Genomic DNA, 14,730 nt, shown 5'->3' with positions numbered 1-14,730 from the left:
GTCCATGAACACGTCCGTCGGAAGTACCGCACGGCTCCTCGGCGCCGGGCTCCGCGCCCTGCTCGTCCTGACCATCGTGTGCGGCGTGATCTACCCCCTCGCCGTCATGGGCGTCGGGCAAGCCCTCTTCAACAACAAGGCCAACGGCTCCGAGATCACCTCCAACGGCAAGGTCGTCGGCTCCGAACTCATCGGCCAGCGCTACGACCTGCCCCTGAAGAAGGGCGAGGAGACGCCGGCGCCGGACCTCAAGTGGTTCCAGCCCCGGCCGTCCAACGGGCTCGGCACCAACAGCGTCAACACCCAGTACAAGCTGATCCTGTCCGGAGCGACCAACAGGGCCGGTGACAACGAGGAGTTGATCCAGTGGGTGAAGGACGCCAAAGCCGCCGTCGTCAAGGACAACTCGGTGGACGGCTACCAGGTCAGGCCGGCCGACGTACCCGCTGACGCGGTCACCTCCTCCGGCTCCGGCCTGGACCCGGCGATCTCGCCGGAGTACGCCGACATCCAGGTCCAGCGGGTCGCGAAGCTGAACGGGCTGGACGTGGGGGCGGTTCAGAAGTTGGTGGACGAGCACAAGGACGGCCGCATCCTGGGCTTCATCGGCGAACCGCGGGTGAATGTACTGGAGTTGAACATCGCGCTGAAGGCGCTTGAGTCGACGGATGGGTCGGCGGATGGGTCGCCGCAGGGGTCACCGACGGGGGAGTGAAGGGGGCGGGCCGGGTCCTGGGGCCGGGGCTCGGCGCCCCGGCCGAGACCGCGGCCTGTCCGCCGGCTCCGAGGTGCGCTGTGTGCCGCGCCTGGGGCGGAGTTGTTCTCCGCGTACCCGCAAAGTCGCCCTCACCCGCGTCGCCCCCCTCGTCCCCGTCGCCCGCGTCACCCCTCCCTTCGTGAGCGGTACCGACTTACTTCGCAAGGCACCCGGAATGGAATTGGAGAAATCTCACCGAATCGGACTGATGGAAATTAAGTCCATTGACAATAGATTTCCGGGAAATGTCGAACCTATTGCGCGATCGGTGGTCGACATCGGATGATGACGATGCCTGTGTGGCGCCCATCCGGCATGTGAACTTCCCGTTCGCCGTGCCGCCCCCCACCGCATAGCCGTCCCACACACGCGATCAACTGGTCCCGCTCAGTCGGTAATTCCGCCAAGGGGTGACATATGTTCCGAAGAGGTTTTTCCATCCTCTGTGGCAGCGCGTTGCTCGCTGTCTGTGCCCTGTCCGTTCCTCCCCACGACGAGATTCGCACGGACGTCGTCGCCGCGGCCGCCGCCGGTGCCACGACCCCCTTCGTCACGCTCGAAGCCGAAGCCGGCCAGCGCGGCGGCGGCGCCACTCTCCGCTCCATCAGCCCCGGCGCTCCGGCTCCGACCAAGGCCACCCTGGAGACCGAAGCCTCGGGTTACGCGCTGGTCGAGCTGAAGAGCAACGGCGATTCCGTGACGCTGCCGAACAGCACGGGCAAGAACGCCAATACGCTCGTGGTCCGCGCCTCGATTCCGGACGCACCGGCGGGCGGCGGCATCACCGCGACGCTGAATCTGTACGTGAACAACGTGTTCCGCCAGGCGATCACGCTGGACTCGCGCCAGGCGTGGAACTACCGGGGCGCGACCACCAACCCGGACGACCCCCGCGCGGGTGGGGTGGCCTACCGCTTCTACAACGAATTCCCCGTCTGGGTCACGGGCGCTCCCATCGCGGCCGGCAGCACCATCAAACTCCAGAAGGACGCCGCGAACACGGCCGCCGTTTACGACATCGATTCCGTGGATCTGGAGAATGTCGGGGGTGCGCTGGCCCAGCCGGCGAACTCGATCTCCGTCGTGAGCAACGGCGCGGACCCGCAGTTCGTGAAGGATTCGACGGTCGCCATCCAGAACACGGTGAATGCCGCCCGTACTCAGCAGAAGTCGGTGTGGATCCCGCCGGGCAAGTACCTGACCAACAGCCTGGTGTCCAAGCCGCTGGACTTCACCGGCGTAAAGGTGCAGGGCGCCGGCATGTGGCATTCCACGATCTATCGCAAGGTTCCGCTGCCGGCCAATTCATGGCGTTCGCAGATCACGGTGGGCTCGGGCACCACGCTGACCGACCTGCAGATCGATGCCAACGCCGTCTGGCGGGGAATCGGCGGCACCGGCGGTTCTGATTACGGAATCAACGCCGGCGGCGCCGGTGGCTGGCTGGTCGACCGGCTCTGGACACGGCACATCGACGCCAACTGGCTGTCGGGTACGAATGGTGTTCTCCAGAACAGCCGGACGGCGGACAGCTACGGCGACGGCTACAACATCAACAACGGCAATACGCCGAATCCGGACAAGCTCGGCCTCAACATCACCGTCCGGAACAGCTTCGCCCGGAACACCGGAGACGACTCGTACGCCACGTACTCCGACGCCGGCGCCGCCGGGAACAACGGTCAGATCAGCGGTGCGAAGATCCTGAACAACACCGCGATCGCGCCCTGGTGGGCCAACGGCATCCGGATCGCCGGCGGGCGCAACGTCGAGGTGAAGAACAACCTGGTGAACAGCGTGTCCTCCAACAACGCGATGGACATCAGTGTGTTCGGCGACTCGGGGCACCCCCTGGAATCGGCCACGGTGAGCGGAAACACCTTGATCGGCGGGGGCGGTTGGAACGGCGTCCGGCACGGCGTGCACATCGGTTCCCCGTCCAGCACCTCGCTCTTTCCGAACGCTTTCACGAACGTCACCATGAGCGACAACATCATTCGCGGATCCCTCAACGCCGGGATCAACATTGATCGAACGCGGGTCAATGCCACGCTCACGAACAACACGATCGACCGCCCGGCCAAGCAGGGAATCCTGATCAACTCGGGAGTCACCGGCACGGGGAAATTCACGGGTAACAAGATTCAGAATCTGCTCCCGGGTCAGGTGGCCCAGAAGAACGATTCACCGGCCACCTTCAAGATCACCGGCTGAGCCGGGGAGGCCCGACGCCCTGAACCGGGCGCGTTGCCTGAACCGGGCGCCTGGACCGGGCGCGACGTCCGAACCGGGCCTGGCGTCCGGTTCAGACGCCTGGTTGAGGTGTCCGGTTGAGGCGCCTGGTTCAGGCGTCGCCGAAAGTGACGGAGACGGTGAGCCCTCCGTCGTCGCCCGGCCGGGCGGCGATGCGCGCGCCGTGGGCCACGGTGATCGACTTGGCGATGGAGAGGCCGAGCCCGTGGCCGGTGCTGCCGGTACGGTCCTCGCCGAGGCGGCGGAACGGTTCGAAGAGATCGCTGATCTGGTCGGGACGTACCGGCTTGCCGCTGTTCGCGACCGTCAGCGTACGGCCGGCGAGGCTCAGCGACACGGCCCCGCCGGGCCGGTTGTACTGGACGGCGTTGTGCAGCAGATTCGTCAACAGGTGCCGTAGCAGCACCGGGTCACCCTCCACCGGCAGCGGCCGGTCGGCGATCAGCGTGACGGACACACCCCGCTCCCTCGCCAGGGGCTGCGCTCCGCCGACCAACTGACTTGCCACCTCGGTGAGTTCGACCAGTTCGGTCTCGACCAGGCCGCTGTCGCTGCGGGCCAGCAGAAGCAGCGAGGCGACGAGCTTCTCCGCGTCGCGGTTGACGGTGAGGAGGTCGTCGCGGACATCGGCCAAGCCGTCGGGGAGGGGGTCGGCGAGCCCGACTTCGAGGCTCGCGCGCTGCGCGGCCAAGGGGGTGCGCAGCTCGTGCGAGGCGTTGGCGACGAAGCGGCGCCGGCTTTCGAAGGACTTCTCCAGACGGTCGAGCATGGTGTCGAACGTGTCGGCGAGCCTGTGGAGTTCGTCGTCGGGGCCGGTGAGGGCGAGGCGCTCGTGGAGGTTCCGCTCGCTCATCCTGCGGGCGGCGTCCGTCACGGCGACGACGGGGCGCAGGGCCCGGCCGGCGAGCCACCAGCCCATGACGGCGGCGAGCAGGGCGATGAGGATCAGCCCGATCCCCGACCAGAGGAGCATCTGGTCCAGCGCCGCGTCCTGCACGGCGCTGACGGTCCGGTCGACGAGCCGGATGGCGATGCCGTCGCCGTCGGCGTGCTGCGTGGGCGTCGGACCCGTCGGGTCGACGGGTGAGGCGGGGCCCGATGTGCCGTACGGGCTCACGCCGGTCCACCCCCCGGCCCCGACCTCGGAACCGGCCCCGCGAATGATCTCGCTGTCCATCACCTGCCGCGTGGTGCCGTAGCGGGCCAGCACCACCACGAACGTCAGCAGCGCCACCCCGGACAGCAGGAACAGACCGGCGAAGGCGCCCGCCAGCCTGACGCGGAAGGGCAGTCCCCGCAGGGCCGCGAGGGGATGCGCCGGCGCGCGGCGTACGAGGCGCGGGCGCACAGGCCGGGTCAGCGCCACAGCCGGTACCCCTCACCGGTGTCGGCCACGACGGCGTCGGGGGCGCCGGGGGTGCCGAGCTTGCCGCGCAGTCGGCTGACGGTGGCGCGTACGGCACTGGTGCGCGGGTCCAGGTGCTCGTCCCAGACGGAGCGCACCAGTTCCTTGTGGGAGACCGCCTCGCCGCGCGCCTCGATCAGCATCCGCAGTACGTCGAACTCCTTGGGCGTCAGCTCGACCTTCCGCCCGTCGACCCGCACTTCGCGCCTGCCCCGGTCCAGGGAGATGCCCTGGTGCCCGATGACGAGCGCCAACGGCTTGGGAGCACGGCGGCTCAGCGCCCTTACCCGGGCGACGAGTTCGGCGAAGTCGAAGGGCTTGGCGAGGTAGTCGTCGGCGCCGAGGTGCTCCAGTCCGTAGACCTTGTCCTCGATCCCGCCGGCCGCCGTCAGCATCAGAATGCGCGGCGGGTCCGTGAGTTCGCGGACCCGGCGGCAGACCTCGTCCCCGCTCAGCACCGGCAGGTCGCGGTCGAGGATCAGGACGTCGTAGTCGGTGAGCAGGCACATCCGCTCGGCCTCGTCGCCGGACGCGGCGAGGTCGACGGCCATCGACTGTCTGCGCAGGCCGGTCGCGACGGTGCGCGCCAGTATGCGGTGGTCCTCGGCTACCAGAACTCTCATGAGCCGCAGCAAAGCACGGGGCGGTTCGCAGCGGCATAAACATCGCTCCGGCCTGCCTCGCCCTGCCGGAGCGATGTTTATGCCGCGGTAACGGCCCTTATCCCGCTGCGCGGGCCGCTTTGCTGTTCTTCTCGCCATGAACTTCGTCAAGCGCGCGGCACTCAGCCTGGTGGCCAGAAGAGCCAAGACCGCCCTGCTGCTGGGGATCTTCCTGGTGATCTGCACGCTGCTGCTCGGCGGGTTCCTGCTCCAGGGCGCGACGAGCCGGCAGGAGGCCGAGGCACAGCGCCGTATCGGAGTGGATGTGACCGTGCGCGGCGACGGACTGACCCTCGCCACGGCCGACGCGCTGGGCTCCTCCCCGCCGGTGGTGCGGTACAACCCGCTGCTGCGTGGGGTGGTGAAGCCGCGGGGCCTCTCGCCCCTCACGTCAGACGTACCGAGGCCCGGTGATGCGACGGACGGGTCCGGTGGGGACGGCCTGACGGTGACAGGCATCCGTGATTCGGAGATGCTGCTCGACTTCGCCTCCGGCCGTAACCGGATCGTCTCGGGCCGCGCGCTCACCGAGAAGGACGCCCGGCGCGACGTCGTACTCCTTGAGCGACGCCTGGCCGACAAGAACGAGTTGGCGGTCGGCGACACCGTCGAACTGCGCTCGCGCGACGGCAAGCGCGAGGAGCCGTTCGAGATCTTCGAGATCATCGGCGTCTACGAGGACCCCCGCCCGGACCCACCCCAGTGGATGACCCCCAGCGAGCTGATCGCCAACCAGGTGTACGCCCCCGTCGCAGCCGTATCGGCACTGGGTTTCGGTACGAGGCCGAGTGAGGCCGTTTTCAAGATCGGGTCCCCGGAGCAGGCGGAGCGGCTGCACACCGAGGCGGCCCGGTTGCTGGGCGGTGAACGCTTCCGATTCGACGTCAACGACAAGGCGTTTCGTGACCAGATACTGCCGCTGCGGCGCGTCGGCGCGTTCGCGGGCTCCCTGCTCTGGCTGATCGGGCTGTCGGGTGCCGTGATCCTCGGTCTGATCGTGCTGCTGACGATCAGAGAACGCCGCGACGAGCTGGGGATGCTGCTGGCCCTGGGCGAGAAGAAGTGGAAGCTCATCGGCCAGCACACCGTCGAGGTGGCCGTTCTCCTGGTTCCCGCGCTCGCGTTGGCGGCCCTGGCCGGCCAGTCCTTCGCCCAACAGGCGGGCGAGACGCTCCTGGCCCGCGAAGAGCACACCACCTCCCTGCCGGAGATACGGATGCAGGCGGCCGACCTCGGCAGGGTCGCCGGGATCGGGCTCGGCATCGCGCTGGTGGCCACCGTCGTCCCCGGCATCGGGATCCTGCGCCTGCACCCCCGCTCCATCCTCACCGACACCGAATGAATACCGAATGAATGAAGAGGCCGACACCCACCATGAACTTCACCAAACGCGCGGGCCTGAGCCTGTGGTCCCGTAAAGGCAAGACCCTGATCATGCTGGGTACTTTCCTCGTCATCTCCGCCATGGTGCTCGGCGGAGTCCTCATCAGATCCGCCACCGCGCAGGCGACGGAGGCCGCCAAGGGCAGGCTCGGCGCCGAGGTCACCCTCGAAGTCGACCTCGACGAAGCGGTCCTGCCCCAAGCCCCGTTGATCAGCTCGGACCTCGTGGACAAGATCGGCGCGTCCCCGCTGGTGGAGAAGTACAACCACAAGTCGTTCGACGGCGCCAAGCTGCTCGGCGGGGCCGAAATCGTCAGCGACGAGCCCCTGTTCCCCGACGCGCCGCCCAACTACACCCTGGCCCTGGGCGTCCTGGACTCCACACTGCTGCCCCAATTCAGCGACGGCACCTGGAAGTTGCTGTCCGGCGGGCCGATCACCTCCGCCGACAAGGGCCGCGACAGCGTCCTCATCGAGGAACGCCTGGCGAAGAAGAACAACCTGAAGGTCGGCGACACGCTCACGTTGGGCGAGAACGACCCGAAGGGCACGAAGAAGGCCGACTTCACCCTCAAGGGCGTCTACCGCGACCCGTCCGACGAACCGGACCCCGAATACATGCAGTTCCCCGGCGACCGGATGATCGTCCCGGCCGACGCCCTGGGCAGGCTCAACTCCGGGGGCCAGGACGGTCCCACGCAGTTGCAGGGCGCCACGTTCCAACTCAAGGACCCCACCACGCTCGACGCGTTCCGCTCCCAGGCCGGCGAGGCGGCGGGCGACGCGCTTAAGGGGTTCAAACTCAGCATGAACGACAAGGCCCTCAAGCAGATGACCGGCCCCCTGGAGAGCATCACCTCCTCCGCGACCGCGGCCATGTGGCTGGTCGGAGTCGCCGGAGCCCTCGTCCTGGGCCTGCTCGCCACCCTCGCGGTCAAGCAACGCCGTACGGAGTTCGGCGTCCTCCTGGCGCTGGGCGAGAAGAAGTGGAAACTCGTCGCCCAGCAGGCCGTGGAGACCGTCGTGGTCGCCGCCCTCGCCATCGGCCTGAGTGCGTTCTTCGCCGAGAGCCTGACCCAGAAGGCGGGCGACACGCTGCTCAGCGACGAGGCCACCGCCGCCCAGCGGAAGATCAACGCCTGGCAGCCACCGCCCCCCGGCTCCACGGGAGTCCGGGAGGGCATCGACCCGAACGACGAACCGGTCGAGGGCGCAGACCCCATCGACACCATCACCGTACGACTGGACCCGGCGGACCTCGCCACCGTCGCCGGCATCGGGCTGGGCATCGGCCTACTGGCCACCGCGATCCCCGCCGCCTCCGCGCTGCGCCTCAACCCCCGCACCATCCTCACGAAGGGCAAGTAAGCGCCGTGACCGAGACCCCCGTACTCCAACTGTCCGCGGTCAGCCACACCTACGAGGGCCGCCGCCGCCGGACCACCGTGCTCCGCCAACTGGACCTGTCCTTCGAACGGGGCACCTTCTACACGATCCTGGGCCCCTCGGGCAGCGGCAAGACCACCCTCCTCAGCCTGGCGAGCGGCCTGGACAGCCCCACCCAGGGCACCATCCGCTTCGACGGCCAGGACCTCACCGAACTCGGCCTGGGCCGCTACCGCAACAGGCACGCGGCCACGGTCTTCCAGCAGTACAACCTGCTCACCTACATGTCGGCCCTGCGCAACGTCACGACGGCCATGGAAATCACCGGCACCAGCCCCACCACCGGTCGCCGCAAAACCCACGCCCTGAACCTCCTGGCGAAGGTCGGCCTCGACACGGACATGGCCCACAGCAACGTACTCAAACTCTCCGGCGGCCAACAACAACGCGTGGCCATAGCCCGCGCCCTCGCCTGCGACGTCGACATCCTCTTCGCCGACGAGCCGACCGGAAACCTCGACGAGGACACGGCGGACGGCATCATCGACATCTTCCGCCAACTGGCCCACGAACAGAACAAATGCGTGATCGTGGTGACCCACAGCCAAACCCTGGCGACCGGCTCGGACCGCACGCTGACGCTCCGCAAGGGCAAGATCACCGCCAGAACGTAACCGGCTTGCCCCACAAGGTTGTTGACCCACACGTATCGCCCGTCTTCTCGCTACAGTCTTCGCAGATTCGGTGACACTGAGCAGTGAGGCGGTTGAGTGAGTCGGCGGTACCTCATAGCGCTCGGCAGCGGTCGATACCGCCATCTGCCCGAGGAAGAACAACTGCCCTCCGTCTCGGGGGACGTTCGCGCGATCGCGGCCCTCTTCGGCTCTTTCGGGTACGAGTCGGTGCTGCCGGGTCTCGGCGAGTACGACGGCGCCGAACAGATCCGCCAGAAGCTCTCTCACTGGTCGGAAGACACCGGTCTGACCAGTGATGACGTGGTGGTCGTGTACTTCGCCGGCCACGGCGCCGTGGCCGAGCGTGACCGTCATTACCTGCTCTGCTGGGATTCACGTGACGAGGACCTCGCGACCACGGCCCTGGCCACCGAGGACCTCGTGCGCATCCTCTGTCGGGGCAACCTCCGGCACCTGCTGCTGATCCTCGACACGTGCGCGGCCGGCGCGGGCGGGGCGGAGGCGTCCGCGGTCGCGCTGCGGACGATCGCGTACCGCAACGCGCACGCCGACTCCACCGGGCTCTGGTTCCTCGCCTCCGCCCGCCGCAAGGACATCGCCGAGGACGGCGCCTTCGTGGCCGCCCTCGGCGAGGCGGTGGGGACGACGACGGGACGTACCGGTCAGCGGCAGCAATACCTCGACCTCACCGAACTGGTGAAGGCGATCAACGAGCGCTTCGAAGGCGAAGGACGGGGCCAGCGGGCCGAGTTGGCGAGTGGACTCGTCACTGGGCTGGCCCCCTTCCTGCCGAACACCGGATACGAGGAGGAACTGCCGCCCCTCGGCACCGACCTCGAAGTGCAGCGCCGGGTGGTCGCGCGGGACCTCACCGAACACTTCGGACCACGCTCGCGCGGTGTGGAGTTCGAGTCGGAGCAGGGCTTGTACTTCAGCGGTCGGGTGCGCGTCCTCTCCGAACTCGTGGCCTGGCTGACCGCCGAGGTCGGCGACGGCCGGGGGCGCGTCGTCACCGGCAGTCCTGGCTGTGGGAAGTCCGCGGTCCTCGGGCGGATCGTCGCGCTGTCGGACGGCCCGTACCGTTCGCGGCTGGACCTCGCCGGTGTCGTCCCCGAGACCGTGGTCCCTCCGGGATGCGTGACGGCGGCCGTGCACGCCCGTCACAAGCGGCTGGAGGAGGTCGTGGAACGCCTCGCCACCGCCCTCGACGTGCGGGCGGACGGCGCCGCCGCGCTGCTCCAGGAACTCACCCGGCGGGGCCGCCAGGGACCCCCGCTGATCATTGTCGTGGACGCCGTGGACGAGGCGGGGTCGGACACCGCGGCGGACGCGGGCGGCCACGGCGAGCCGCGCAGGATCACCCGGGAACTGCTGCGCCCCATGTCGGAGATTCAGGGCGTACGGCTCCTGGTGGGGACCCGCCACGAGTTGGTCGCACCTCTTGGGCCCACCTTCCTCTGCATGGACCTGGACCGGCCCGAGTACCGCGCCGGTGTGGACGATGTCGCCGGGTACGTCACACGGGTGCTGCTCGCCACGGAGGAGGCCGACGTACGCACTCCCTACCGCGGCCGCCGCGAGCTCGCCAGGCTCGTCGCGAGAGGCGTCGCCGAGAAGGCCGCGGGGGTCTATCTCTACGCGAGGACCACCGCGCGCACCCTGCGGTCGGACCGGACCGCGGTGGACGTCGGCCGGCCCGGCTGGGCGGAGACGCTGCCCAGTGAGATCGGCGAGGCGTTCGACGACTATCTGGCCCGCTTCGGCCCCGACGAGCCCCGGGTGCGGCGCATGCTGCTCGCCCTCGCCTTCTCCGAGGGAAAGGGACTGCCCCGGGGGCTGGTCTGGACGGCGCTGAGTTCGGTGATCTCGGGGATTCCCTGTACGGAGGAGGATGTCTCCTGGGTCTTGGACGTCGCCGAGGCGTACATCGCCGAAGTCATCGACGACGACCGGCGTTCCGCCTATCGCCTGTACCACAAGGCGCTGGCCGAGCATTTGCGCGCGACCGCCGACCGCCCGCCGGAAGACATCCAGCGGTCGGTTGTCGAAGCCCTCAAGTCCCTTGTCCCGACAGCGTCGGACGGACGCCTCGACTGGTTCCTGGCCGTTCCGTACGTACGTCAGCACATGGCCACGCACGCGGCGGCGGCGGGAGTGCTCGCCGGGCTCGTCGAGGATCCTGGCTTTCTGCTTGCCACTGAACGCCTCTCCCTGCTGGGGGCGTTCGCGTCGATCGAGGGCGAGGGCCCCAGGCGGATCCGTGGCTCGTACGAGCAGGTGGCGCACCGGCTGACGAGCGACCGCGCCATGGGGGAGCGGGCCGCCGATCTACAGCTGTCGGCCCGCCGCTGCGGGGCCGACCAACTGGCGGACCGTATCGGCGAATTGGGTGTCGCGTTGCCTTGGTCGGCGCGCTGGGCCTGGTGGTCGACCAGCGGGGTGCACCGGCTGCTCGGCGGTCACGGCAAGTCGGTCGGCTGTGTCGCGGTCGGGAGCCTCGACGGGCGGCCCATCGCGGTGACGGGAAGCGCCGACGGAACGGCCCTCGTGTGGGACCTCACGTCCCAGCGGCGGATCGGCGAACCGCTGTCAGTGGGCATCGCGGTGAGTGCCGTGACCATCGGAGACCTGGGCGACTACACCGTCGCCCTCACTGGCGCGGAGGACGGCACCGTACGGATCTGGGACCTGTCGGCGGGCCAGGAATACGGACGACCGTTGACGGGGCATACCAACCGGGTCGAGAGCATCACCGTAGGAGACGTCCAAGGGCGCCCGGTGGTGTTGACGGCGAGCGCCGACGGTACGGCGCGCATCTGGGATCTCGTCAGCAGGGAACAGCTCGGCGGTGAACTGAGCGCGCACAGAAGAACGGTCTGGGACGCCGATCTGGGCGAGCTCGACGGCCGTCCCGTCGCGGTCACCGGCGGTGAGGACAAAGCTGTCTATGTCTGGGACCTGAGCGAGGTCTTCAACGGTGGTGACGCGCGTGTCGACGGCACCCCGCTCATCGGCCCGGCGCAAGCGGTCACCTCGGTCTGCGTGGCACAGCTGGACGGCAGGGCCGTGGCACTCGTCGGAGACCGGGCCGGAATGCTCAGCCGGTGGGATTTGGCCGACCGCCGTCAGATCGGCGAACCGGTCGCCGCCCACGTCTACTGGGCCTACAGCGGAGTCACTTCGGCCGTGATCGGGGAGTCCGACGGTCGTCCGGTGGCGCTGAGCAGTGGGCGGCACGAGGCACGCCTATGGGATCTGCGGACCCTTCAGCCGCTTGGACATCCGTTGCGCGGTCATGTCGAGGGCATCACCGCAGCCGCTCTCACCAACCGCGGAGACGCCTCCCTGGCGGTCACTGTCAGCGACGACCGCACCGCGCGTATCTGGGATCTGACGGCCGATCAGCCCGACGAGGGCCACACACGCCCGGTGTGTTCCACCGCCTACGGCGAGTTCCAGGGCCGCCCGCTGGTCGTCACCGGAGGAGAGGACGCCACCGCACGGCTCTGGGACTTGAAGACGCGGACACCGGTCGGCAGCCCCATGGAGGGACATTCCGGTGAGGTCTCCGCCGTGGCTCTTGGCCTCTCAGGAGGACGGGCGGTGGTCGCGACGGGCGGGTCCGACACCACTGTCCGGCTCTGGGACCCGTTCCGGGGCGCCGCCCTGGTCCTGCCGCTGACGGGGCACACGAACGCGGTGCGCTGTGTGGCGTTCGGCGAGCTGGGAGGTGCGGTGGTCGTCGTTAGCGGTGCCGAGGACGGTACGGTCCGGCTCTGGGACGCGGTCTCCGGAGAGGTGGTCGGTCATCCACTGGTGGGGCACATCGGAGGCGTCTCCCACCTCGCCGTAAGGCGTGTCGGCCGCGGACTGGAGATCGTTCTCGCGACGACGTCCGACCATGCGTATGTGTGGCACCTGACCGGTCGTGGGGCGGACTGGCCGACCGAACCTCACGCGCACTTCAACGTGGAGGATCTCACCCCCGCGGCGTTGGCGGTCGGCGTGGGGTTCCACGGGACACGGCCGGTGGTGCTCTCCAAGTTCGAGGGCAACAGCGTTCATCTGCACGATGTCGTGAGCCGCTCGGCCGTCGGCGGTCCGTTTCTCGGGCACACCGAATTCGTGTTGGCGGGAGCCCTCGGCCGGCTCGGCAGGAACGCGGTCGTCGCGACTATGGGCCACGACAACACCGTCCGGATCTGGAATCTGGAGACAGCGACACCGGTGGGAGAGCCGTTGGAAGGCTTCACCGGGGGCCGGAGGACGCTGCGCGCGGCGCCGCTGTTCGCCCAGGTCGACGGCGCACCGGTGATAGTGGTCGCGACCTCACGGGATGTGCGGGTCTGGGACGCGGTCGCCATGCGTCCCCACGGAGAGCCGCTGTGTGGCGAGGACCGGAGCCTACTGTCGGTCGACATCCTTCAGCCGTCCGACGGCCGCGCGATCGTCGTCACGGGAGCCGACAACGGTGTTGCCCGCACACATGATCTTGAGGACGGACACCAGGTGGCGGCACACCTCACCTCGGTGGCACAGTGGATGACCGACTCGACGGCCGTTCAACTGGACGGTGACAGCCTGCTGGTGCGCAGCAACTGGATGGACGCCGAGGTCTGGAGCCTCGGCTCCCGAAGGCGTATCGGCAGACGGTCAGGGACTTCCAGCCGCGCCTGTCTACAGACGGTTGACGACAGGGCCGTTGTGGTGTCGGTCGCGGGTGACTATGCGCTCCATGCCTGGGATCTGCACACTCAGGCCCCTGTATGTCCCCCGATGTGCGGCCACACGGCCGACGTGACGACGCTGCGCACGGCGCTGATCGACGGTGTCCCGATCGTGGCGAGCGCCTCCCGTGACGGGACGGTGCGTCTGTGGGACCTCAGCACGGGCAGTCCGTACGGCGACCCGCTCGGCGGTCATGAGATGGGTGCATACGGCCTGGAGATCACGCGCCTGGACGGCCGGGACGTCGTCATCTCCGGGGCGGGCGACGGCCGTCTGCGATTCTGGGACCTGGCCGACGGGCAGGACTCCGGGGTGGAACTCGCGCCCTTTCCCTCCGCGGTCCGGGTGATCCGCGCCGCAGATGTCCACGGCACACCCGTCACGGTCGCGGCCGACGGCTACGGGCTGATGCGCGTCCGGGAGATGGACTCCTCCGTATGGACGGCCGAACTCGACATCGGCAGTGGAATCAACGGCATCGCGCTCGACGGTGACGGCCGGGTCTGCGTGGCCACCGACATGGGAGTGGTCGCGCTCCGGCTCAATCCGTCCCGACCCGCGAAGGAAAGAGGCGCCCGGTGACCCGTGTCGTCCTCGTCCACGGCATCGCCCAAGAGATGAAGGGCCCGGAGACGCTGCTCGCCGACTGGTATCCGGCCCTGAGTGACGGTCTCGCCCTGGCGGCCGGCCCACGGGTGGCGCGCGACGACGTCTCCATGGCCTTCTACGGTGACCTCTTCCGCCCCGCCGGTCATCGCGGTCTCGGCACACCGGAGTTGGACGCGTCCGACGTTCAGGAGGGCATTGAGCGCGACCTGCTGCTCCAGTGGTGGCAATCCGCCTCCGACCTGGAGCCACGGGTCGCGGGCCCGGCCGCCCCGGCCCGGCTCCGTACGCCCCTCCTCGTACAGAGAGCCCTGAACGCGCTCAGCCACTCGTCCTTCTTCGCCGGCCTCAGCGAACGCATGATGATCTCCAGCGCCCGGCAGGTACGCCGCTACTTCACCGAGCCCGATGTACGGATGGACATTCAGGACAGGATCGCCCGCAGCGTCACCCCTGAGACCAAGGTGATGGTCGCCCACTCGCTCGGGACGGTCGCCGCGTACGAGGCGCTGCACGCGCTTCCCGACTGCCCAGGTCTGACATTGGTGACGCTCGGCTCTCCCTTGGCCGTTCGTAACCTCGTCTTCGAACGCTTGCTGCCCCGGCCCTCAGATGGTCACGCTGACTGGCCGACTCCGGTCGAGCGCTGGACCAACATCGCGGACGTGGGTGATGTCGTGGCGCTGGCAAAGGAGTTGGCGCCGTTGTTCGGGGATCGCGTTCGTGATCTCCGAGTCCACAACGGCGCTCGTGCGCACGACGTCCGCCCGTACCTCACGGCTCGTGAGACGGGCCGGGCGATTGCCGAGGCACTGCGCGGGGACGCAGTGGGCTCTGGGTGACGACCGGTCCGCC

9 protein-coding genes are annotated in these 14,730 nt (G+C 68.7%); 7 read left to right on the top strand and 2 right to left on the bottom strand.

Annotation, left to right across the window (positions count from 1 at the left end; genetic code table 11):
- Positions 1-4 precede the first annotated feature (4 nt).
- Both ACFUN8_RS11615 and ACFUN8_RS11610 read left to right on the top strand, forming a co-directional pair.
- Positions 5-715 (top strand): potassium-transporting ATPase subunit C, encoded by a 711-nt coding sequence (locus ACFUN8_RS11615; RefSeq protein ID WP_383634688.1) that lies wholly within the window; start codon positions 5-7, stop codon positions 713-715.
- A gap of 459 nt (positions 716-1,174) precedes the next feature.
- Positions 1,175-2,971: a hypothetical protein gene (locus tag ACFUN8_RS11610; protein ID WP_383634686.1), complete on the top strand. Its 1,797-nt coding sequence runs from the start codon at positions 1,175-1,177 to the stop codon at positions 2,969-2,971.
- 130 nt (positions 2,972-3,101) lie between these two features.
- Here ACFUN8_RS11610 and ACFUN8_RS11605 read toward each other — a convergent pair whose 3' ends face one another.
- A complete protein-coding gene (locus ACFUN8_RS11605) occupies positions 3,102-4,376 on the bottom strand; it encodes a sensor histidine kinase (RefSeq protein ID WP_383634684.1) in 1,275 nt (424 codons plus the stop codon).
- Positions 4,367-5,038 (bottom strand): response regulator transcription factor, encoded by a 672-nt coding sequence (locus ACFUN8_RS11600; RefSeq protein WP_383634682.1) that lies wholly within the window; start codon positions 5,036-5,038, stop codon positions 4,367-4,369. The genes ACFUN8_RS11605 and ACFUN8_RS11600 overlap by 10 nt, the downstream gene beginning before the upstream one ends.
- Before the next feature lie 136 nt (positions 5,039-5,174).
- Here ACFUN8_RS11600 and ACFUN8_RS11595 point away from each other — a divergent pair, with 136 nt between their 5' ends.
- The 5 genes from ACFUN8_RS11595 (at position 5,175) to ACFUN8_RS11575 (ending at position 14,717) form a co-directional block, all read left to right on the top strand.
- The gene (locus tag ACFUN8_RS11595; RefSeq protein WP_383634680.1) at positions 5,175-6,419 is read left to right on the top strand and encodes an ABC transporter permease; all 1,245 of its coding nucleotides are present in this window, start codon (positions 5,175-5,177) and stop codon (positions 6,417-6,419) included.
- A gap of 32 nt (positions 6,420-6,451) precedes the next feature.
- Positions 6,452-7,828: an ABC transporter permease gene (locus ACFUN8_RS11590; RefSeq protein WP_383634678.1), complete on the top strand. Its 1,377-nt coding sequence runs from the start codon at positions 6,452-6,454 to the stop codon at positions 7,826-7,828.
- A 5-nt stretch (positions 7,829-7,833) separates the two neighbouring features.
- Positions 7,834-8,520, top strand: coding sequence for an ABC transporter ATP-binding protein (locus tag ACFUN8_RS11585; RefSeq protein WP_383634676.1), 687 nt, complete (start codon positions 7,834-7,836; stop codon positions 8,518-8,520).
- A gap of 96 nt (positions 8,521-8,616) precedes the next feature.
- Positions 8,617-13,851 (top strand): caspase family protein, encoded by a 5,235-nt coding sequence (locus ACFUN8_RS11580; RefSeq protein WP_383634674.1) that lies wholly within the window; start codon positions 8,617-8,619, stop codon positions 13,849-13,851.
- The gene (locus tag ACFUN8_RS11575) at positions 13,848-14,717 is read left to right on the top strand and encodes a hypothetical protein (protein ID WP_383634672.1); all 870 of its coding nucleotides are present in this window, start codon (positions 13,848-13,850) and stop codon (positions 14,715-14,717) included. Before ACFUN8_RS11580 ends, ACFUN8_RS11575 begins: the two co-directional genes overlap by 4 nt.
- Positions 14,718-14,730: the final 13 nt, after the last annotated feature.

It is taken from the genome of Streptomyces sp. NPDC057307 (assembly GCF_042667665.1).
Lineage (GTDB): Bacteria > Actinomycetota > Actinomycetes > Streptomycetales > Streptomycetaceae > Streptomyces.
The sequence above is the reverse complement of the archived record's forward strand: the minus strand, read 5'-3'. Positions and strand labels throughout refer to the sequence as shown.

What these genes read in the sequence shown, in the direction of transcription:
- ACFUN8_RS11615 (WP_383634688.1), top strand. Translation starts at nt 5, where the DNA reads ATGAACACGTCCGTCGGAAGTACCGCACGGCTCCTCGGCGCCGGGCTC.
- ACFUN8_RS11610 (WP_383634686.1), top strand. Translation starts at nt 1,175, where the DNA reads ATGTTCCGAAGAGGTTTTTCCATCCTCTGTGGCAGCGCGTTGCTCGCT.
- ACFUN8_RS11600 (WP_383634682.1), bottom strand. Translation starts at nt 5,038, where the DNA reads ATGAGAGTTCTGGTAGCCGAGGACCACCGCATACTGGCGCGCACCGTC.
- ACFUN8_RS11595 (WP_383634680.1), top strand. Translation starts at nt 5,175, where the DNA reads ATGAACTTCGTCAAGCGCGCGGCACTCAGCCTGGTGGCCAGAAGAGCC.
- ACFUN8_RS11590 (WP_383634678.1), top strand. Translation starts at nt 6,452, where the DNA reads ATGAACTTCACCAAACGCGCGGGCCTGAGCCTGTGGTCCCGTAAAGGC.